Source organism: Burkholderia orbicola (assembly GCF_900100915.1).
GTDB lineage: Bacteria > Pseudomonadota > Gammaproteobacteria > Burkholderiales > Burkholderiaceae > Burkholderia > Burkholderia orbicola.
The window spans coordinates 505,730-526,158 of record NZ_FNKW01000001.1 but is presented as its reverse complement, the minus strand read 5'-3'; the positions used below and the strand labels follow the sequence as shown (position 1 = coordinate 526,158).

Here is a 20,429-nt window from a genome sequence, read left to right as displayed (position 1 = left end):
AGTGTGGGCGCAAGCGCGTAGAATGCCCGCTTCGACGAATTTGACGGAGCCGCACCGACCATGAACGATCAGCGCAAGAAGAACCCTGTCCGCAACGTGAGCATCCTGATCGTCGTGGCCGTGCTGCTCGTGATCGGGACGATCCTGTACAACGCGATTTCGCAGAAGCACGCGTACGACGAGGCCCATCCGGCCGAGGCCGCGAGCGCGGCGTCGCACTGACGTGCCGCTACGCGGCCCGATCGGGTCGCGTGCGGGGCATGCCAACAGAGTCGATCCGCGGCTTCCGGCGCGACGGGCGCCGCGCGGAACCGGGACATCGGAAGGCGCGCCGGAACCGGCGCGCCGCACCGGCCAGTCAGCCGTGCGTCAACGTGACGCAGGTGCGAATTTCGGGCGAATCCGTGCGTAGAACACGGCCGCGAGCAGCGCGAGCCATGCCGCGCCGACATACAGCGCCACGCGCGTATCCTCGAACCAGCCGAGCATCACGATCACGAAGCCCATGAAGGCGATCGTCAGCGCGGGCGCGACGGGCCACAGCGGCACCTTGAACTTCAGCGCGGCGACTTCGGCGTTCGACAGGCGGCGACGCATCGCCACCTGCGACAGCAGGATCATCAGCCACACCCACACGGTCGCGAACGTCGCGATCGCGGCGACCACCAGGAACACGTCCTTCGGCATCAGGTAGTTGAGCAGCACGCCCACCAGCAGCGCGCCGGCCATCACGAGCACCGTGACCCACGGCACGCCGTGGCGCGACGTCGTCATCAGCACGCGCGGCGCCTGACCCTGCCGCGCCATCCCGAACATCATCCGGCCCGCGCCGAAGATGTCGCTGTTGATCGCCGAGATCGCCGCGCTGATCACGACGAGGTTCAGGATCGTCGCGGCCGATTTCACGCCGAGCGCCGAGAAGATCTGCACGAACGGGCTGCCGTCGCTGCCGACGCCCGTCCACGGGCTGATCGACATCAGTACCACCATCGTCAGCACGTAGAACAGCAGGATGCGTGCGGGCACCGCATTGATCGCGCGCGGAATCACGCGTTCCGGGTCCTTCGCCTCGCCGGCGCTCATCCCGATCACTTCGATCCCGCCGTACGCGAAGATCACGACCGACAGCGACGCGATCAGCCCGCCGATGCCGTTCGGCAAGAAGCCGCCGTGGTTCCACAGGTTCGCGAACGTCGGCAAGTCGGCCGAATGACCAAAGTGCATGCCGGTCAGCAGGATCGCGACGCCGCCGCCGATCATCGCGACGATCGCGCCGACCTTGATGATCGACAGCCAGAATTCGAGCTCGCCGAACACTTTCACGTGGCACAGGTTCAGCCCGCAGATGATCGCGACGACGCCGAGCACCCATATCCATTGCGGGACGTCCGGAAACCAGAAGCCCATGTAGATGCCGAACGCGGTGATGTCCGCGATCGCGACGATCACCATTTCGAGTGTGTAGGTCCAGCCGGTGACGAAGCCCGCGAAGGGGCCGAGGTTCTCGGTCGCGTAGTGGCCGAACGAGCCGGCGACGGGTTCGCGCACGGCCATCTCGCCGAGCGCGCGCATCACCATGTAGACGGCCGCGCCGCCCAGGATGTACGCGAGGATCACGGCCGGGCCGGCAAGCTGGATCGCGGACGCGGAGCCGTAGAACAGGCCCGTGCCGATCGCCGAGCCCAGCGCGAGAAAGCGGATGTGCCGCGCGCTCAGGTGGCGCTGCAAGTTTTTCATCGAGTCTCCGATATCGTTATGCGACGAACCGTGCGAGCGGGGCCGGTTCGAGTGCGTCAAGTTGTCTATACAACTTGAATGTGAACGAATGATAACAAGCCGGACCCGGTGACCGGAATCGGGTATTCCCTGACTGGCGCGGCAAACGGAATGGGGCGTGGGGCGGTCGCGCGCCGGATGCGCGGGCCGCGTGGAGCGGGTGGGGCATGCTTCGGGGATCGTTGAATCGGCGTGCGCCGGTGGCCGACCCGCGCCATGCGCGGGCCGCCTTGCCGGCGCGGACATTCGGGGTCAGGCGGGCAGGCGGATCACGCTGGCGTCCTTGCGGATCAGCAGCGACGACGCGAGCATCTGCTTGCACTGGTGCGCGAGCACCTTCAGGTCGTGCGTGAGCTCGGCGCCGACTGCATCGGATTTTTCCGCGGACACGACCATCGCATCGAGATCGCGCGTGATCTGCTTCGACGCTTCGAGCTGGTCGGCAGGCGGCGGCTCGCCAGCCTCGGCCTTCTCGAGATTGTCGAGCACCGCGGCGAGGCCGCGCTGCAGCGCATCGTCGTGGACGAGGCTGCCGTCGGCCGCGCATGCGCTGCGGATCAGCGGCGCGGCGGCCGTGATCTGCGCGCCGAGCACGTGCGTCTGCACGAGCAGGTCGTTCAGTTCGGGCACGAAGCGCTGGTGCGCCTTCGGCTCGATCATCATCCGCTGGAACGCCTGCCCGAGGTTCGCGAACGCGATGTGCACGTCCTTGCGGGCGAGGCGGTAGCGGTAGTCGTCGTCGAGGCTGGCCGTCGGGGATTCGATCGCGGCGGCGACGCCTGCGACGACGGCGGCACCGTCGGCGGTCGGCACCGGCACCGGCGGCGACATGCCGCGCCCGACGCGCCACACGGCCTCGAAATACTTGCGGGTGGACGTCAGCATGTCGGTGACGAGCTTGCCCATCAGCCGGTATTCCCAGTACGGGAACAGCCGGCTCGCGGCGATCGCGATCATGCAGCCGACCACCGTGTCGATCGCGCGTTCGCCGATGATCCGCATGCTGCCCGGCGCGAGCAGGTGAAACATCAGCAGCACGTACGACGACGTGAACACGACGCTCGCCGCATAGTTGAACAGCAGCAGGCTGTAGCTCATCACCATCGACCCGAACATGATCGCGATCAGCAGGTGCGTGTCCTTGACCGTGTAGATCAGCGCGACGCTCGCCGCGCAGCCGATCAGCGTACCGACGATACGCGCCGCGTTGCGCTGCTTGGTCAGCGAATAGCCGGGCTTCAGGATGATGATGGTCGTCATCACGATCCAGTACGCGTTGGTGAGCGGCAGCAGCCGGCCGATCCAGAAGCCGACCGCCACCGCGATCGTCACGCGCAGTGCATGGCGAAAGCTCGGCGAGCGCATGTTCAGGTTCGAGAAGATCAGCAGCGGCGACATGCGGCGGCGCTGCAGGAAGCGCGTGAGCGCCTTGTCGATCTTCAGTTCGGTTTGCTGCGGATCGGCGTGGCCCGACAGGTTGCGGCGCATCCGGTCGATCAGGCGCGTCGCGCTCCAGATGCGCCGGAACGTCGCGACCACGGCCGCATAGGCTTCCGCGTGGGTGGCCGCGAAGTTTTTCTTGCGCATCAACTCGATCTCGTACTCGATCGCGCGCAGCTCGGCCTTCACGCTGATGTGCGAATGCGGCGCGCGGTTTTCGAGCACCGCGAGGCCGACCTCCTCGAGATCGGCCGCGGCCTTGCGGATCAGGTCGCGATAGAAAATGATCAGGTCCGAGCCGCCGAACGTGTTGCGCACGAGCGGGTAATCGGTGTGCGCGCCGACGAACAGCTCGTGCAGGTCGACGCTGTTGATGAACAGGTTGTACATCGTCGTGCGGCCGGGATCGAGCTTGCCGCGCCGCAGCTTCGGCAGGTTGCGCAGCACGATGTCGCGCGCGGTTTCCTGCGTTTCGACCGCGGTAATCTGCCGGGCGACGAGATTGCGGTAGCACTCGTCGAGATCGGCGTCGAGGTCGTAGAACTGCGCGCGTGCGAGCAGATAATCGGCGCAGGCGAACAGGCTTTCGGCCAGCGCCTGCTGCTCGATCCGGCGCGCCTGCCACTGCGACACGAGCGTGGCCCAGTACGTGTACCAGAGGCCGCCCGCGAGAATCCAGCCGGCGTTGACGAACGCCTGCAGCGGCGTGAACTTCTCCTCGAGCGTCATCACCATCATGAACAGCGTCGCGAAGCTGATCTGCGGCCAGCGGTTGCCGTAGACGACGATCAGCGACAGCACGAACGTGAGCGGCACGATCGTGAGCCACAGCGCGAAGATGTTCGGGGTCGCGAGGCCGGTCGCGAGCGCGGCCAGGAAGCCGATCACGCTGCACGCGAGCATTTCGTTGTGTTTGTACTTCAGCGGGCCCGGCATGTCGACCACGCACGCACCGAGCGCGCCCGTCGAGATCGTGAAGCCGAGCTCCCGGTTGTGAAACACGATCAGGCACAACACGGCCGGCAGCGACACGCCGACCGCGATCCGCAGGCCGCCGAAAAAGTACTGGCTGTAGAAAAACTTTCTGATTTCGACCGAATAGCGCATCGATGGGCTGAATGACAGACGAAGACGCCGGGGCGGCGTATTGACTGGCGACGAGTCTATCGTATTTCGCGGCTCGCAAAAGCTGGCTGTCCGGACGATGGCCGTGGCTGCGGCCCTTTGCTATCCTTGGTCATCCTGTTCGCCCGGCCCCGTCGGTGCGAGGTTCCGACGCCCGCCTCATGCTCCATCTCTTCTATTCGAACCGTCACGAAACGCTGGCCGACGCGCTGCTCGAGGATCTGGCCGCGTTCCCGGCCCGCAACGGCCCGTGGGCGCCGCAACAGGTCATCGTGCCGAGCGCGGCGCTGCGCCGCCGTCTCGAGCTCGACATCGCCGCGCGCAATGGCGTGTGCGCGAACGTCGAGTTCACCTATCTCGCGCAGTGGCTGTGGGCGCAGATCGGCCGCGTGCTGACGGTGCCCGCGCGCTCGCCGTTCGCACCCGACCGGCTCGTGTGGCGCTGCTACCGGCTGTTCGCGCAGGCGGCCGATGGTGCGCCGTGGCTCGCGTCGCCGCGGCTCGCCGCGTATCTGTCGGCCTCCGACGATGCGATGCGCTACGAACTGGCCCATCGCGTCGCGGCCGTGCTCGATCATTACCTGACCTATCGCCCCGAATGGCTGGCCGCGTGGCAGGCCGGCGAATCGGTGCTCGCGGGCGACGCCGCGCCGCGCGGGATCAGCGACGCCGCGCGCGACGACGAGCGCTGGCAGGCTGCGGTGTGGCGTACGCTGCTCGCCGAGCTGAGCGACAGCGGCACGCCGCCGGCACACCGCTTCCTCGTCGAAGCGCGCCATCTCGATGCCGACGCGGTCGCGCGGGCCGACTGGCCCGAATCGGTCAGCGTGTTCGCGCTGCCGACGATGCCGCCGCTGCACGTCGCGCTGTTGCGCGAACTGTCGCGCTGGATCGACGTGCGCGTCTACGCGCTGAACCCGTGCCGCGAATTCTGGTTCGACATCGTGACCGCCGCGCATGCCGAGGCGCTCGATGCGGCCGGGCGGCGCGACTACCAGGAGGTCGGTCATCCGCTGCTCGCCGAGTGGGGCAGGCAGACGCAGGCGCAACTGCACATGCTGCACGAACTGACCGAAAGCGCCGCGTCGGGCGATGCGTCGCGTTTCGTCGAGAATCCCGCGCCCACCTGGCTCGCGCGCGTGCAGAACGCGATCCTCGAATTGCAGCCGGAAGCCGACATCGGCGACACGCCGGTCGAGCGGGGGATCGAGGTGCATGTGTGCCACAGCCTCGCGCGCCAGCTCGAGGTGCTGCACGACCGGCTGCTTGCCTGGTTCGACGCCGATGCGAGCCTGCAGCCGTCCGACGTGCTCGTCGCGGTCGCCGATCTCGCCGCAGCTGGGCCGTTGATCGACGCGGTGTTCGGTACGGCCGGCGCCGGCGGCGCGCGGGTGCCGTACCGGATCACCGGCCTGCCACCGTCGCAGGCGAACCCGGTCGCGCGCGTGCTGCTCGACTGGCTCGCGTTGCCGGAACGGCAGGTCGGCGCGCCGGAGCTGGTCGAATGGCTGCGCGTGGATGCGGTGGCCGCGCGCTACGACATCGACGCGGCCGCGCTCGAAACCGTGCAGACCTGGCTTGCGGCCGCCGGCGCGCGGCGCGGGCTGTCGCCGCTCGAGAGCGACGACGCGGCCGTGCCCGCGCCGCGCCATACGTTTTCCGATGCGCTCGCGCGGCTCTTTCTCGGCTATGCGATGCCCGAAGGCGCGGCGCCGATCGGCGCGTGGCTGCCGATCGAGGCGGCCACCGGCAGCGAGGCCGAACTGCTCGGCCGGCTCGCACGTTTCACCGACGATCTCGACGGCTTCGCGCGCCGGCTCGCGGAGTCGCACACGCCGCGCGGCTGGAGCGAACTGTTTGCCGACACGCTCGCGCGCTTCTTCGATTCGGGCGCTGCGTATGCCGATGCGCTGGCCGGCGTGCGCGACGCGCTCGACGCGATGCTGGCCGCGATGACGGAAGGTGCGCCGGACGAGGCGTTGCCGGCGGCCGTCGTGCGCGCGGGGCTCACCGCGGCGCTCGACGATCCGGCCCGCGGCGGGGTGCCGTGGGGCGGCGTCACGTTCTCGTCGCTGACGAGCTTGCGCGGCCTGCCGTATCGCGTCGTCTGCCTGCTCGGGATGGACGACGGCGTGCTGCCGAGTCTCGCGCGCGCGGATGAATTCGACCTGATGGCCGTGCTGCCGAAGCTGGGCGACCGGCAGCGTCGCGACGACGAGCGCAATCTGTTTCTCGACCTGTTGCTCGCCGCACGCGACCGGTTGCTGATCGCCTATACGGGCCGCAGCATCCGCGACAATGCGCCGTTGCCGCCCGCGGCGCTCGTCGACGAGCTGCTCGATCATCTGGCGATCGTCACGGCCGGGCCCGGCGCCGCACCGGATGCGGTCGATGCCGCGCGGCGCGCGTTCATCGTCGAGCATCCGCTGCAACCGTTCGCGGCCGCGTATTTCCAGCCGGGCAGCGAACTCGTGTCGTACGACGCCGAGCGGGCGACACTCGCGTCGCTGCTGGCCGCCGAAGCGTCGCGCGGCGAGCCGCGCGAGCAGCCGTTCTTCGCGCAGCCGCTGCCGGCCGAGCCGGTCGAGCCCGTCGCGTTCAGCGAATTCGAACGCTTCTGGCGGCATCCGGCGCGTGCGTTGCTACGCGGCCGGCTCGGCATCGTGCTGGCCGACGCGCAGGCCGAACTGCTCGATACCGAGCCGTTCGCGCTGGACTTTGCCGGCAGCGACGCGCTGGCCGAGCGCGTGCTGCCGCTCCTGATCGAAGCGGGCGAGGGTGGCGTGCACGATCACGCGCTGCGCATTGCGGACGCGAGCCCCGAACTGCCCGGCGGCGCGACGGGGGCGGTGTGGCGCGACCAGGCGCTCGGTTCGATGACGCAGCTTGCGTCGAACGTGCGCCGTGCGCTGGCCGACGGCATCGAGCGGCGGCCGTTCTCGCTCATCGTCGCACCGAAGTGGCCCGACACCGAGCAGGCGCTGTTCGGCGCCGACGACGCGATGCTGACGGCCGACGCGGTGAGCGCGCCGCTCGAATTGCACGGCACGCTGAACCGGCTGACGCCGGCCGGGCAGGTCATCTACCGCTATGCGCGGCCGAGCGCGCGCGATTACCTGTCCGCGTGGCTCGCGCATCTCGTCTACTGTGCGATCGAGCCCGGCGGCCCGCGCCGCACGCTGTGGTTCGGCAGCGGCGGTGCGTTCGAACTGACGCCCGTCGCGACGCCGCTCGAACGGCTCGCGCCGCTGGCCGCGCTGTTTCGGGCGGGGCGGCGCATGCCGCTGCGTTTTTTCCCGCGTAGTGCGTGGGCGCGGGTGTCCGACGGCGAGGCGAAGGCCGCGAGCGTGTGGATCAACGAGCGGGTCGTGAGCGAAGCCGACGACCCGGCCATCGCGATCGCGTGGCGCGGCGCGCATCCGTCGCTCGACGAGCCGTTCGGCACGCTCGCGCAGCTCGTGTTCGAGCCGCTCGTCGAACATCTGAAGGAGGTCGCATGAGCGCCGTGTCGCAGCAGCAGGCGCTCGAACTCGACGTGTTCGCGTGCCCGCTCGACGGCGTCAACCAGATCGAGGCGTCGGCCGGCACCGGCAAGACCTGGAACATCTGCGCGCTGTACGTGCGTCTGCTGCTCGAAAAGGATCTCGGTGCGGACGAGATCCTCGTCGTGACCTTCACGAAAGCGGCGACGGCCGAGCTGCACGAGCGGATTCGCAGCCGGCTCGCGCAGCTTGCGCATGCGCTCGACACGGGTGACGACGGCGGAGATCCGTTCATCGCGCGCCTGCTGGAGACCACGCTCGGCGATGACGGCGCGCTCGACTCGGAGACGGCCGCGAAGCGGATCCGGCGCGCGCTGCGCGCGTTCGACCAGGCGGCGATCCATACGATCCACGCGTTCTGCCAGCGTGCACTGCAGGAAGCGCCGTTCGCGGCCGCGATGCCGTTCGCGTTCGACATGGAGGCCGACGATGCGTCGCTGCGCTTCGAACTCGCGGCGGATTTCTGGCGCACGCGTGTCGAACCGGCGGCCGCGCGCTGGCCGGGCTTCGCGACCTGGCTCGTCGAATCGGGCGCCGGCCCGGCCGCGCTCGATGCACAGCTTGCACGCCGGCTGAAGAAGCCGCTCGCCGCGCTGCGCTGGGATGGCGTGACCGAGCCGGACGAATCAGCCGAAGCGGCGGCGGCCGAATGCTTCGCCGAGGCGGCGCGGATGTGGGCGGCCGAGCGCGACGCGATCGATGCGTTGCTGCGCGCCGCGCAGCCCGTGCTGAATCAACGCTCGCACAAGCCCGACGCGGTCGCCGATGCGCTCGCCGCGTGGGCCGTGCATTTCGAGCAGGGCGACGCGACGGCCGCGCTGCCGAAAGCCGCGCTGAAGCTCACGCAAACCGCGCTGACGAAGGCGACCAAAAAAGGCGGTGCGACACCCGCACACGCGTTCTTCGACGTGGCCGACGCGCTCGAAGCGGCCGTGGCCGCAGCCGAGGCCGCGCAGCGCGCGCGCTGGCTCGCGCTGATCGCCGAATGGCTCGACATGGCGCCCGGCGAGCTGGCCGAGCGCAAGCGCACGCGACGCGTCGTGTCGTTCGATGACCTGCTCGCGAACCTGTATCACGCGCTGCACGCGCATCCATGGCTCGCCGAGACGCTGCGCGCGCGCTATCCGGCCGCGTTGATCGACGAGTTCCAGGATACCGATCCGCTGCAGTTCGCGATCTTCGACCGGATCTTCGCGCCGCGCGGCCCGCTGTTTCTCGTAGGCGATCCGAAGCAGGCGATCTACAGTTTCCGCGCGGCCGACCTGCATACCTATCTCGCCGCGCGCGCACGGGCGAGCGCGTGCTACACGCTCGCGGTCAACCAGCGCTCGACACCCGCGATCGTCGAAGCGTGCAACCGCTTCTTCCTGTCGAATCCGCGCGCGTTCGTGCTCGACGGGCTCGACTATTACGCGGTGCGCGCCGGCACGCGTGTGCGTGCGCCGTTCGTCGACGAGACCGATCCGGGCCCGGCCGGCGATTTCCGGGTGTGGGCGCTGCCGGGCGGCGAAGGTACGCTGCTCAAGCGCGATGCGCAGGCGGAGGCTGCACAGGCCTGCGCGGCCGAGATCGCTCGGCTGATGCGCGGCGCGCGTGAAGGGCGAGTGCGGTTGGGAGAGTCGCCGTTGTCGCCGGGCGACATCGCGGTGCTCGTGCAGACGCACCGGCAGGGCAGCCTCGTGAAGCGCGTGCTCGCGACGTGGGGCATCGGCAGCGTCGAGCTCGCGCAGGCGTCGGTGTTTTCGACCGGCGACGCCGAACAGCTCGAACGCGTGCTGGCGGCGATCGATGCGCCGGGCGACCTGCGGCGTCTGCGCGCGGCGCTCGCGTCCGACTGGTTCGGGCTCGATGCCGGCGCGCTGTGGCGCATGGAGCAGGGCGACGGCGATGCGCCATCCGGCGCGTCGGCGGCCGACAGTGCCGACGCGATGAGCTGGGTCGAGCGCTTCTCGCGATATCGGCTGCTGTGGCGCGAACGCGGCTTCGCGGTGATGTGGCGTACGTTCACACGCGAGCTGCGGATCGCCGAACGGCTGATGGCCGGTGCGGACGGCGAGCGCCGCGTGACCGACATTAACCATCTGGCCGAGTTGACGCAGGCGCGGGCATCCGAGCAACCGGGTATCGCGCCGACGCTGCGCTGGCTGGCCGCGCAACGGCTGGACGGCGGCGGCGAGGAAGCGCAACTGCGGCTCGAATCCGATCGAAACCTCGTGCAGATCGTCACGGTGCACAAGTCGAAGGGGCTCGAATACGCGGTCGTGTTCTGTCCGTTCCTCAACGACGGCGGGCTACGCGAGCCGCCGTCTTCCGCGCTGCCCGATGCGCGCGAGTATCACGACGACGCGGGCGATGCGGTGCTGCATTACGGATGCGATGACGAAGCGGCCGCGCACGCGGCGCGGCAGGCGCTGCGCGAGCAGGCCGCGGAGCGCGCGCGACTCGTCTACGTGGCGCTCACGCGCGCGGTGTATCGCTGCTATGTCGTCGCCGGGCCCTACCTGTCGTCGCGTTCGACGCGCGAAGCGCGGCGCAGCGTGCTCAACTGGCTCGTCGCCGGTGCCGGCCATGCGTTCGATGCGTGGCTCGACGAGCCGCCCGACGAAGCCGCGCTCGAGGCGGCATGGCGCGCGCTCGCGGGCGGCCCCGTGAGCGTCGCGTCGCTGCCCGTGCCCGCGCGCCGCGAGCGTCTCGCGGCCGGGCACGACGCGTCGCAGACGCTCGCGGCGCGCCATGCGACGCGCGTGCTGCGCGATGCGTGGCGGATGGCGAGCTTCAGCTCGCTGACCGCGTCGATGGCGCGCGAGGAGGCGGGTGTCGCGGCCGTGCCCGACGACGAACTGCGGCCCGATCACGATGCGCTCGCCGCGGTGACGCCGGACGGCGAACTGATATTCGCCGATACGGTTGCGACCGACCCGCCGGACGACGACATCCTCGTGTTCCCGCGCGGCGCGGCGGCCGGCGAATGCCTGCACCGCCTGTTCGAACTCAGCCGGTTCACGGAGCCCGAATCGTGGCACGCGGCCGCGCTCGGCGCGCTGCACGACCGGCCGGTCGAGGCCGAGCCGGCGCTTGCGGCGCGTCTGCCGGCGATGATGGTGCGGCTCGTCGACGACGTCGTGCACACCGAGCTCGTGCCGGGCATGCGGCTCGTCGATCTCGATCCGGCGAAGCGGCTCGACGAAATGGGTTTCCTGTTTCCGGCGCCGTCGCTGGACCTGCTGGCGCTGCGCCGGCTGCTGGTCGCGCACGGTTATCCGGACGTTGCACTGGAGGCGGGTACGCTCGCCGGTTTCATCAAGGGTTTCATCGACATGATCGTCGAACACGACGGCCGTTTCTGGATCGTCGACTGGAAGTCGAACCACCTCGGCACGACACCGGACGCCTACGGCCCGCGCGCGCTCGACGTCGCGATGGCCGATCACGCATATCATCTGCAGGCGCTGCTCTATACGGTCGCGCTGCATCGCTATCTGCGCGGCCGGTTGCCGGATTACGACTATGACACGCATATCGCGGGTTACCTGTACCTGTTCGTGCGCGGCGTGCGGCCAGGTTGGCGCAGCGGCGGCGAGCCGGCCGGCGTGCATGCGCGGCGGCCCGCCCGCGCGCTCGTCGACGCACTCGACCGGATGATGGAAGGGAGCCGCGCATGACCGCATCCGACGACATGCTCGAATTCACCGGCGGTCTCGTTGCGCGGCTGCCCGAGCCGGCCGATTTCGGCATTGCGCTCGCGGAAGGCTTCGCGCGCCGCATCGGCGACCTCGCGCGACGTGCCGGTGCGCCGTCCGCGTCGGCACGCTGGGCGGCGCGCGCCGCGTTCGCGACGAGCCGTGCGACCGCGAGCGGCCACGTGTGCGTCGCGCTTGGCGCGCTTGCACAGCGTTACGAAGCGCCGCTCGACGAGGTCCGCGCGGCGCTTGCCGCGAGCGGCGTGGTCGCGTTCGGCACGCTCGCGCGCGGCGACGAGCGGCCGCTGATCGTCGACCGGCTCGATCACCTGTACCTGTCGCGCTATTTCGATTACGAACGGCGGCTCGCCGATGCGCTCGTCGCGCAGGCCGGCGTCGCCGCGCCGGACGAAGGCCTGTCGCCCGACCGGTTGCGCGACAGTCTCGCCCGTTACTTCGGGCCGGCCACCGGTGAAGTCGACTGGCAGCGCGTCGCGGCGATCGTCGCGCTGACGGGCCGCGTGACGATCGTCAGCGGCGGGCCGGGCACGGGCAAGACGACGACGGTCGTCGGCGTGCTGGCCTGTCTGCTCGACGCGCACCCGGGGCTGCGCATCGCGCTGGCCGCACCGACCGGCAAGGCCGCGCAGCGGATGCAGGAGGCGCTGCACGCGCGCGCCGGCGATCTGCCGCCCGAGCTCGCGGCGCGCCTGCCCGACACGTCGTACACGCTGCATCGGCTGCTGGGCGGCGGCGGGGCGGCCGGCTTTCGGCATCATCGCGACAATCCGTTGCCGTACGATCTGATCGTCGTCGACGAGGCGTCGATGATCGACGTCGCGCTCGCCGCGCATCTGCTCGACGCGCTCGCGCCCGGTGCGCGGCTCGTGTTGCTGGGCGACAAGGACCAACTGGCGGCGGTCGAGGCCGGCGCCGTATTCGCGGAGCTGAGCGCGCGGCCGGCGTTCACCGCCGCGGCGCGCACGCGCATCGCGCAGGCGCTGGGCATCGACGAGGCGACGTTCGTCGCGGCGTTGCCGGTGTCGGACGAGGCGGCGCCGGCAGCGGTTCCGGCCGCGCATCCGGTGTCCGCTTCCGCACGGGCTCCGGCGTCGCCATCGGCATCTGCGCCTGTTTCGCGCAAATCGGCGCTTCGGTCGTCGAAAGTCGATGCGCGACAGGCGTCGCTTTTCGACGATGAACCGCAGGATGACGAAGTGTTGTCGACGGCCGGCATCGCGCCGTCACCGCCCACCGAGTCGGCACTGACCGCCGATGCCGGCGTACCAGACGGCAAGGCACCGGCCTGGATCGAGGCCGACGAACTCGCATGGCTCGACACCGTCGAGCTGCCGCCGTTCGACGCAGGCGATGCGGCGCTTGCATCGATGACGGCGCCCGCATCGCCATTGGCCGGCGAAGCGGCAGCCGCAGCCGCGTCCCCCGACACGCCCGCCGCGGCGCCGCTCGCGGACTGCGTCGTATGGCTCGAACGCAATTACCGCTTCGGTCTCGATTCGCCGATCGGGCGGCTGTCGCTCGCGATCCGCCGCGGCGACGTGCAGGCGGCGCTCGAAGCGCTGCCCGCCGACGATTCGGCCGCCGCATCGTTTCACGACGATGCGGGCGACACGCTGGCGTCGTCGACGGTCGAGCGGCTCGCACGGCGCTTCGGCGCCTACCTCGACGCATTGCGCGACGCGCTGGCCGCGCCGGTGCCCGATCCGCTGCCGCTGTTCGACGCGCTCAACCGGTTCCGGATCCTGTGCGCGACCCGCAGCGGCTCGCGCGGGGCGGAACACGTCAATGCGCTGGTGGCCGCGCACGTGCGGCAGGCGGCGCGCGTGCCGCTCGCGGTCGGCGCGCACTGGTTCACCGGGCGGCCGATCATGGTCACACGCAACGACTACGCGCTGGGGCTGTTCAACGGTGATATCGGCATTGCGTTGCCCGACGCGCACGGTGTGCTACGCGTGTGGTTCCGGCGTGCGGACGGCACCGCGCGCGCGGTGTCGCCAGCTGCGCTGCCGCCACACGAAACGGCGTTCGCGCTGACGGTGCACAAGTCGCAAGGCTCCGAATTCGACGAGGCGGCGATCGTGCTGCCCGCGTCGTTCGGCCGGGTGCTGACGCGCGAGCTGGTCTATACGGCCGTCACGCGCGCCCGCACGCGCGTGCAGGTGATCGGGCCGCGGCGCGTGCTGGCGCAGGCGGTCGCGACACGCACGCAGCGCGATTCGGGGCTCGCGGCCCGCGTCGACGAGGCGCTTGCCCGGCGCCGCACGGAGGTTTCGCGATGATGATTCGCTACACGCTCGATCCGGCCGAGGTCGAATGGACGGCCGTGCGCGCGCAGGGCGCGGGCGGGCAGAACGTGAACAAGGTGTCGAGCGCGATTCATCTGCGCTTCGACATTCGCGCGTCGTCGCTGCCGCCGGTCCTCAAGGAGCGGCTGCTTGCGCTGTCCGACCAGCGCATCACGCGCGACGGCATCGTCGTGATCAAGTCGCAGGAATATCGGACGCAGGAGAAGAACCGCGAGGCCGCGCTGGCACGGCTCGATACGTTGATCGGCAGCGTCGCGTACACGCCGCGTGCCCGGGTCGCGACGCGGCCGACGCGTGCGTCGAAGGAACGGCGGCTCGAGCACAAGTCGCGCCGCAGCACTGTGAAGTCGGGACGAGGGAAGGTGATCGACTGACGAGCGAAGGGCCGGTGCGGGTCGCCGGCGAACGTGCGCCGTGCGCGCCGGCTACCGCATCACGGTTCCGGCGCTGTCGAGCACGAAGTCGACGCAGAACACGACGAGCCGGCTCTGCGCGCGGATCGCGACGGCGGCCGTATAGCAGTCGCGGCCTTCCGTCAGCGAGAAGTGCGGGCCCATCAGCGCGACGCGCCCGGGGGCGGCGATCGCGCGCTGGAAATACGGGCGTCGCGACCAGTTGCTGTGGGTTTCCGGGAACAGCGGCGCGAGACGCGTCACGCTCGCCTGGCTGTCGTCGAGCGGCGCGCCGATCGACGGCAGGAACTGTTCGCCGGTCTCGTCCGTGACGAACACGCGACGCGCGGCCGGCACCGCGAACACGCGTTGCGCGGCGTCCTGCAGGTTGCCGCTCGCTGAAAACGCGGCCGCGCCGCCGAGCACGAGCCGTTCGATCGCGTCGAAGCCGGGCTGCTCGGGGGCCACCGGCGTGTGCCGGCGGGCGATGAAGCGCCGCCACGCGGCATCGAGCATCGCAGGCGCCGCGGCGCTCGCGTGCGCGATCGATGCATCGGGCTGGCCGAACTGGAAACCCTGCACGAAATCGATGTCGGCTTCCATCAGCGCCTGCAGCGCGTCGTCGCTTTCGACGCCTTCGGCCAGCACCATCGCGCCGGCCTGGTGCAGCATCGACACGAGGTGATGCATGATGCGGCGATCCTCGGCCGAGCCGGTCGAACGCTCGACGAGCGAACGGTCGAGCTTCACGATGTCGGGCCGTGCCCGCCACACGCGGTCGAAGTTCGAGAAGCCGGTGCCGAAATCGTCGATCGCGATCAGGAAATCGCGATGCTGGATCATGTCGATCGTGCGGGCGAGCGCGGCTTCGTCGCGCGCCGGCTGCTCGATCACCTCGAGCACGATGCGGTTCGGCGGCAGCGCGAAATGCCGGCACAGCGCCTCGACGAACTCGCGCTGCACGAGGCCCGTGTCCAGCACGCGCGGCGTCACGTTCAGGAACAGCCAGCCGTCGCCGATTCCCTGCGCGACGAAGTTGGCCGTGTGCAGGCAGCGCGCGAGCCGGTCGAGCAGCAGCGCGTCGGCGTCGCCGCGTGCCTTGTCGAACAGGGCGGTGGGCGATGCCAGCGCGCCGTTGCCGTCGACGACGCGCAGCAGCGCCTCGTAGCCGACGACACGCTTGTGCGTGATCGACAGCACGGGCTGGAACACGCTGCGCAAGGTCGTGGTGCGATAGGTGGCGAGCCAGCCCTGGGGCGTCGGCGTGAGGCGTTCGAGCAGGGCGTCGAGCGACAGGTCGCGGGTGGACTTCATGTCAACGGTGCCCGGCAGCGGGCGGCGGGGCGGCGGCGCATCGCCACGCCGATGCAGCCGCATGCGCAGGCGGACGCAAAAGAACGTGGAGCATCGAGACCGCCTTCTGCGGATGAGTTTTCCGAGTGTAACGGGATTGCCGCGGCGCGCGTATCAGGGTAACTCCAGACGCAAACGGTACACCGCGATTCCGGCCCGTGCCCGGCGGCGCGGCGACGAGCGCCGCGTGCATGCGTACGGTGCATGACCGTCGCGAAACGAAGCGCGCGGCGGCCAGCGGCAGATGACAATCTCGCGACAGAGCCTCGGCATGACCGTGCGTCGCCGCGGCGCGACGCGCAGGCCGATGCGGGAAATCCCGGCGGCGGCCGCCGCCGTCAGACGAATGAGATGAATGCCCGCGCGTCATGATGCGATCCGCGGTCCGTCGGCAGACCCGCATCGCGTCGTCACCGGTACTGTCGCGCGACGGGCGGCGGGCGACGGGCCGCAGTTCGTGCGCCCCGCGCGCCGATCGTCAGGCCGCCTCGCCGCCGCGCGGTCGGATGCCGGGAATCCGCTTGATCACGCCGGTCGCGAGCGCGGTGCCGACGAGCACGATCGCGCAGCCTTCGATCATCACGGCCGACACGTGTTCGCCGAGGAACAGCGCGCCCCACAGCAGCCCGAACACCGGGATCACGAACGTCACGGTAATCGCACGGGCCGGCCCGATATGCGCGATCAGGTAGAAGAAGATGAAATACGCGATGCCCGTGCACGCGACGCCGAGGGCGAGCACCGCGCTCCAGGCGTGCACGCCGACCGGCGCGGCCGGCCAGGTCGCGATCGCGAACGGCAGCAGCAGGATGGTCGAGCCGATCATGCTGCCGGCTGCGTTGACGAGCGGATCGACGCCGCTGAGCTTGCGTTTCGTATAGTTGGCCGCGATGCCGTACAGCAGCGTCGCGCCGAGCGCGGCCGCCGCGGCGAGCGCGGTCGCGCTGGCGCCCGTGTCGCCGTGCGCGTTCGCGACCTGGTTCCACACGAGCGTGAGCACGCCGGCAAATCCGATGACGAGCCCGAGCGCGCGCGGCAGCGACAGCTTGTCCTTCAGCCACAGGTAAGCGACCAGCGCGCCCCACAGCGGCGTGGTCGCATTGATCACCGACGTCACGCCGGCCGACAGCGTCAGCTCGGCGAACGCGAACAGGCAGAACGGGATGCCGGAATTCAGCGCGCCGACGACGAACAGCGGCCACGCATGACGGCGCAACCGGGCGCCCAGATCGGCGGGTTTGAAGCGCGTCAGCGCGAAGCCCGCGAGAAACAGCGCGCCGATGCCCACGCGCAGCGCCATCAGCGGCGCGACGCCGAAATCGACCACGCCGACCCGGATGAACAGAAAGGAGGCGCCCCACAGGGCGGCGAGCACGGTCAGCAGGAAAGCGTTCTTGGGTGACATCGATCGGGCCGGGGCGGGTCGGGATGCGAAGAATCTTACACCGCGTTACCGCACCGTCGTTTCAGGATCGGATGAAACGACAAGAAACGGGAATTCCGCCGCTTGCTGCTCCGGGGCGAGTAGCCGGCCGCGTGCGGCGCGGCCGATCAGTGATGACGCCAGCCGCCGCGTCCGCCGAAACCGAAATTGAGCGACAAAGCCGGGCCCCAGTAACCGCCCCACGCGGGCGCATACGCCGGCGCCGGATAGTAGTAGGTGGGGGCCGGATCGACATACACGGGCGCGGGCTGTACCGGCACCGGCGCCGCCGTGTAATAGCCGCCCGGATAGTAGCCGTAGGGGTAATAGCAGCCGGCAAGCGTCGTGCAGGCGAGCGCCGCGGCGACGAAGGTCCTGTTCATGATGTGTCTCCGGCGGAAGCCGGCCATCGGCAGATGCTTCAAGCTTAGGCCGCGTACCGATGACACGGTATGAAAAACGGTAACCGATCATTTCCGGGCGGCGCGGCCGCGCCTTTGCGGCACGGCATACGAAACATACGAAAACGGCGCTTCCGCATCGCGGAAACGCCGTTGAACCGACCGGCCTGCAGCTGGGCGACGCCCAACCGGCCGATGTCGCGCTCGTTACTTGCCGACCTGGTTACCGATGATGCCGCCGGCCGCCGCGCCGCCCAGCGTCGACAGCGCGTTGCCGCCGATCGCCGCGCCGGCCACGCCGCCGACACCCGCACCGATTGCCGTATCGCGCTGGCGTCGCGACATCGAATCGCAGGCCGACAGGCTGGCCACGGTCGCGACGAGGAGCGCGCATACCCCAAAACGCCGAATCGAATTCATGATCGTTGTCCTTGTGGTAGTGAACGGAAGGCGCGCGACCGGCTGGCGGCCGCGCATGACTTCAATCTACGCGCCGTCCCGCGACGCTGCTGTAAGGACTTGTTAAGGCCCGCGCGGTTTCGTAATCAATTGTTTCGCACCGGGTTGGCAGGCACACCGCATGCGCAACAGGCACACGGCATGCGCAAAAAAAGCCCGCTCGAAAGCGGGCTTCGTGCATCGCGACGCGATGCCGGTGTGGCTCGCCGCGCGCTTACTGACGGTGGTAGATCTCGGCGCCGGTCTTCACGAACTCGACCGCCTTGACCTCCATCCCTTTCTTCAGCGCTTCGGTTTCCGACACGCCCTGCTGCGCCGCGAACTCGCGCACGTCCTGCGTGATCTTCATCGAGCAGAAATGCGGGCCGCACATCGAGCAGAAGTGCGCGACTTTGGCGGAATCCTTCGGCAGCGTCTCGTCGTGGAATTCGCGCGCCTTGTCCGGGTCGAGACCGATGTTGAACTGGTCTTCCCAGCGGAACTCGAAGCGCGCCTTCGACAGCGCGTTGTCGCGCACCTGCGCGCCCGGGTGGCCCTTGGCGAGGTCGGCGGCGTGTGCGGCGAGCTTGTACGTGATGATGCCTTCCTTCACGTCGTCCTTGTTCGGCAGGCCGAGGTGTTCCTTCGGCGTCACGTAGCACAGCATCGCGGTGCCGAACCAGCCGATCATCGCGGCGCCGATGCCCGACGTGATGTGGTCGTAACCCGGCGCGATGTCGGTGGTGAGCGGCCCGAGCGTGTAGAACGGCGCTTCCTTGCACCAGTCGAGCTGGAGATCCATGTTCTCCTTGATCAACTGCATCGGCACGTGGCCGGGGCCTTCGATCATCACCTGCACGTCGTGCTTCCACGCGATCTGCGTGAGTTCGCCGAGCGTCTTCAGTTCGCCGAGCTGCGCTTCGTCGTTCGCGTCGTAGATCGAGCCGGGACGCAGGCCGTCGCCGAGCGAGAAGCTCACGTCGTACGCCTTCATGATCTCGCAGATCTCTTCGAAGTGTTCGTACAGGAAGCTTTCCTTGTGATGCGCGAGGCACCACTTCGCCATGATCGAGCCGCCGCGCGACACGATGCCGGTCATCCGGTTCGCGGTGAGCGGCACGTACTGCAGGCGCACGCCCGCGTGGATCGTGAAGTAGTCGACGCCTTGCTCGGCCTGTTCGATCAGCGTGTCGCGGAAGATTTCCCAGGTGAGGTCCTCGGCCTTGCCGTTGACCTTTTCGAGCGCCTGGTAGATCGGCACCGTGCCGATCGGCACCGGGCTGTTGCGAATGATCCACTCGCGCGTTTCATGGATGTGCTTGCCGGTCGACAGATCCATCACCGTGTCGCCGCCCCAGCGGATCGCCCACGTCATCTTGTCGACTTCCTCGCCGATCGACGACGTGACGGCCGAGTTGCCGATGTTCGCGTTGATCTTCACGAGGAAGTTGCGGCCGATGATCATCGGCTCGGATTCCGGGTGGTTGATGTTCGCCGGGATGATCGCGCGGCCGCGCGCGACTTCGTCGCGCACGAATTCCGGCGTGATCTCGGCGAGCGCGTTCGCGCCGAAGGCCGCGGCGCCGAACGCCTGGCCCGGATGCTGGCGGCCCATCATCGCGGCGAGCTTCGCGCCGTTCGGGCCGCTCGACTTCAGGCTCTCGATGTACTCGGCGCGGCGTTGATTCTCGCGGATCGCGATGTATTCCATTTCCGGCGTGATGATGCCCTGGCGCGCGTAGTGCATCTGCGTGACGTTCTTGCCGGGCTGCGCGCGGCGCGGGTTGCGGTGCAGGCCCGGGAAACGCAGGTCGGCCGTGGCAGGATCGGCCGCGCGCTCGAGGCCGTACTGGCTCGACAGGCCGGGGAGCACTTCGGTGTCGCCACGCGCCTCGATCCAGCGCTGGCGCAGTGCGGGCAGGCCCGCGCGGATGTCGATCTTCGCGTCCGGATCGGTGTAGGGGCCCGACGTGTCGTACACGTAGATCGGCGGATTCTTCTCGCCGCCGAAGCCGGTCGGCGTGTCGGCCTGCGTGATTTCGCGCATCGGCACGCGGATGTCGGGCTGCGAGCCGGTTACATAAACCTTTCGCGAATTGGGCAGCGGCGCGACGGCAGCGGCGTCGACGTGCGCGTCGGCAGACAGAAACTTCGGATTGGCGTTCATGCAATCTCCTGTGCGGGCGCCGGACAGGCGCTGCGGCGCTTGCCCGGAGCCCTTGACGAATGTGGGGCTCGAGCTAAGCAGGAGACGAGGCTTGGTGAGGCGGCGGATTTCGTCAGAAGGATGGCGGCGAAATCCGTACGCTTCCCTGCGCTGGCATTATCCAGATCAGGTTCAAAGGGTATTTCTCACCCGCAATGCCGGTTGTTTGACCGAACGCATTGCAGGACCCCCGCGTTAGCAAGGGCACACGATACACCGGCTTGGCGGTGGTTTCAACCGGGTGCGAAGCCGATGCCGCCGGGCGGCGGCCGGATCGCGGCCGGCGAACCGGGCAGGGTGCGCCGCAGCAATCCCGACTGCCGAAC

The 20,429-nt window shown here is 69.3% G+C and carries 12 protein-coding genes and 1 riboswitch; of the genes, 5 read left to right on the top strand and 7 right to left on the bottom strand.

The window, feature by feature from the left end:
* The first annotated feature begins 60 nt into the window (after positions 1-60).
* Positions 61-222, top strand: a complete 162-nt coding sequence (locus tag BLS50_RS35090) for a hypothetical protein (RefSeq protein WP_006476417.1) — start codon at positions 61-63, stop codon at positions 220-222.
* A 147-nt stretch (positions 223-369) separates the two neighbouring features.
* On the opposite strand, the gene BLS50_RS02375 is transcribed toward BLS50_RS35090, so the two are convergent.
* Together BLS50_RS02375 and BLS50_RS02370 are read right to left on the bottom strand one after the other, a co-directional pair.
* Complete coding sequence (locus BLS50_RS02375; RefSeq protein WP_069232396.1) at positions 370-1,737, bottom strand: amino acid permease; 1,368 nt, start codon at positions 1,735-1,737, stop codon at positions 370-372.
* Positions 1,738-2,028: 291 nt separating this feature from the next.
* A complete protein-coding gene (locus BLS50_RS02370; protein WP_074800477.1) occupies positions 2,029-4,323 on the bottom strand; it encodes an FUSC family protein in 2,295 nt (764 codons plus the stop codon).
* A 179-nt stretch (positions 4,324-4,502) separates the two neighbouring features.
* Between BLS50_RS02370 and recC the strand changes: the two genes are divergently transcribed.
* From recC to arfB, 4 genes are read left to right on the top strand one after another with little or no spacing between them, the layout of a single operon-like run.
* Complete coding sequence (recC, locus tag BLS50_RS02365) at positions 4,503-7,841, top strand: exodeoxyribonuclease V subunit gamma (RefSeq protein WP_074800474.1); 3,339 nt, start codon at positions 4,503-4,505, stop codon at positions 7,839-7,841.
* Positions 7,838-11,545 (top strand): exodeoxyribonuclease V subunit beta, encoded by a 3,708-nt coding sequence (gene recB / locus BLS50_RS02360; RefSeq protein ID WP_074800471.1) that lies wholly within the window; start codon positions 7,838-7,840, stop codon positions 11,543-11,545. The genes recC and recB overlap by 4 nt, the downstream gene beginning before the upstream one ends.
* Positions 11,542-13,863 (top strand): AAA family ATPase, encoded by a 2,322-nt coding sequence (locus tag BLS50_RS02355; protein WP_074800468.1) that lies wholly within the window; start codon positions 11,542-11,544, stop codon positions 13,861-13,863. The genes recB and BLS50_RS02355 overlap by 4 nt, the downstream gene beginning before the upstream one ends.
* Complete coding sequence (arfB, locus tag BLS50_RS02350; protein WP_006476409.1) at positions 13,860-14,264, top strand: alternative ribosome rescue aminoacyl-tRNA hydrolase ArfB; 405 nt, start codon at positions 13,860-13,862, stop codon at positions 14,262-14,264. The genes BLS50_RS02355 and arfB overlap by 4 nt, the downstream gene beginning before the upstream one ends.
* Positions 14,265-14,315: 51 nt before the next feature.
* Here arfB and BLS50_RS02345 read toward each other — a convergent pair whose 3' ends face one another.
* The 5 genes from BLS50_RS02345 to thiC form a co-directional block, all read right to left on the bottom strand.
* Positions 14,316-15,596, bottom strand: coding sequence for a sensor domain-containing phosphodiesterase (locus tag BLS50_RS02345; protein ID WP_074802748.1), 1,281 nt, complete (start codon positions 15,594-15,596; stop codon positions 14,316-14,318).
* Between the two features lie 517 nt (positions 15,597-16,113).
* A complete protein-coding gene (locus tag BLS50_RS02335; protein WP_074800462.1) occupies positions 16,114-17,040 on the bottom strand; it encodes a DMT family transporter in 927 nt (308 codons plus the stop codon).
* A gap of 146 nt (positions 17,041-17,186) precedes the next feature.
* A complete protein-coding gene (locus BLS50_RS02330) occupies positions 17,187-17,441 on the bottom strand; it encodes a hypothetical protein (RefSeq protein ID WP_011545019.1) in 255 nt (84 codons plus the stop codon).
* 225 nt (positions 17,442-17,666) lie between these two features.
* Entirely contained in the window at positions 17,667-17,879 is a 213-nt protein-coding gene (locus BLS50_RS02325; protein ID WP_011545020.1) for a glycine zipper 2TM domain-containing protein, read from the bottom strand.
* A gap of 253 nt (positions 17,880-18,132) precedes the next feature.
* Positions 18,133-20,064 carry a phosphomethylpyrimidine synthase ThiC gene (thiC, locus tag BLS50_RS02320; RefSeq protein WP_060965798.1) on the bottom strand — a complete coding sequence of 644 codons (1,932 nt, stop codon included), beginning with the start codon at positions 20,062-20,064 and terminating at the stop codon, positions 18,133-18,135.
* A 124-nt stretch (positions 20,065-20,188) separates the two neighbouring features.
* A riboswitch (TPP riboswitch) is annotated at positions 20,189-20,305 on the bottom strand.
* Positions 20,306-20,429 lie beyond the last annotated feature (124 nt).

Coding starts and splice junctions, on each gene's coding strand:
- BLS50_RS35090 (WP_006476417.1), top strand. CDS start 61: ATGAACGATCAGCGCAAGAAGAACCCTGTCCGCAACGTGAGCATCCTG.
- BLS50_RS02375 (WP_069232396.1), bottom strand. CDS start 1,737: ATGAAAAACTTGCAGCGCCACCTGAGCGCGCGGCACATCCGCTTTCTC.
- BLS50_RS02370 (WP_074800477.1), bottom strand. CDS start 4,323: ATGCGCTATTCGGTCGAAATCAGAAAGTTTTTCTACAGCCAGTACTTT.
- recC (WP_074800474.1), top strand. CDS start 4,503: ATGCTCCATCTCTTCTATTCGAACCGTCACGAAACGCTGGCCGACGCG.
- recB (WP_074800471.1), top strand. CDS start 7,838: ATGAGCGCCGTGTCGCAGCAGCAGGCGCTCGAACTCGACGTGTTCGCG.
- BLS50_RS02355 (WP_074800468.1), top strand. CDS start 11,542: ATGACCGCATCCGACGACATGCTCGAATTCACCGGCGGTCTCGTTGCG.
- arfB (WP_006476409.1), top strand. CDS start 13,860: ATGATGATTCGCTACACGCTCGATCCGGCCGAGGTCGAATGGACGGCC.
- BLS50_RS02345 (WP_074802748.1), bottom strand. CDS start 15,596: ATGAAGTCCACCCGCGACCTGTCGCTCGACGCCCTGCTCGAACGCCTC.
- BLS50_RS02335 (WP_074800462.1), bottom strand. CDS start 17,040: ATGTCACCCAAGAACGCTTTCCTGCTGACCGTGCTCGCCGCCCTGTGG.
- BLS50_RS02330 (WP_011545019.1), bottom strand. CDS start 17,441: ATGAACAGGACCTTCGTCGCCGCGGCGCTCGCCTGCACGACGCTTGCC.
- BLS50_RS02325 (WP_011545020.1), bottom strand. CDS start 17,879: ATGAATTCGATTCGGCGTTTTGGGGTATGCGCGCTCCTCGTCGCGACC.
- thiC (WP_060965798.1), bottom strand. CDS start 20,064: ATGAACGCCAATCCGAAGTTTCTGTCTGCCGACGCGCACGTCGACGCC.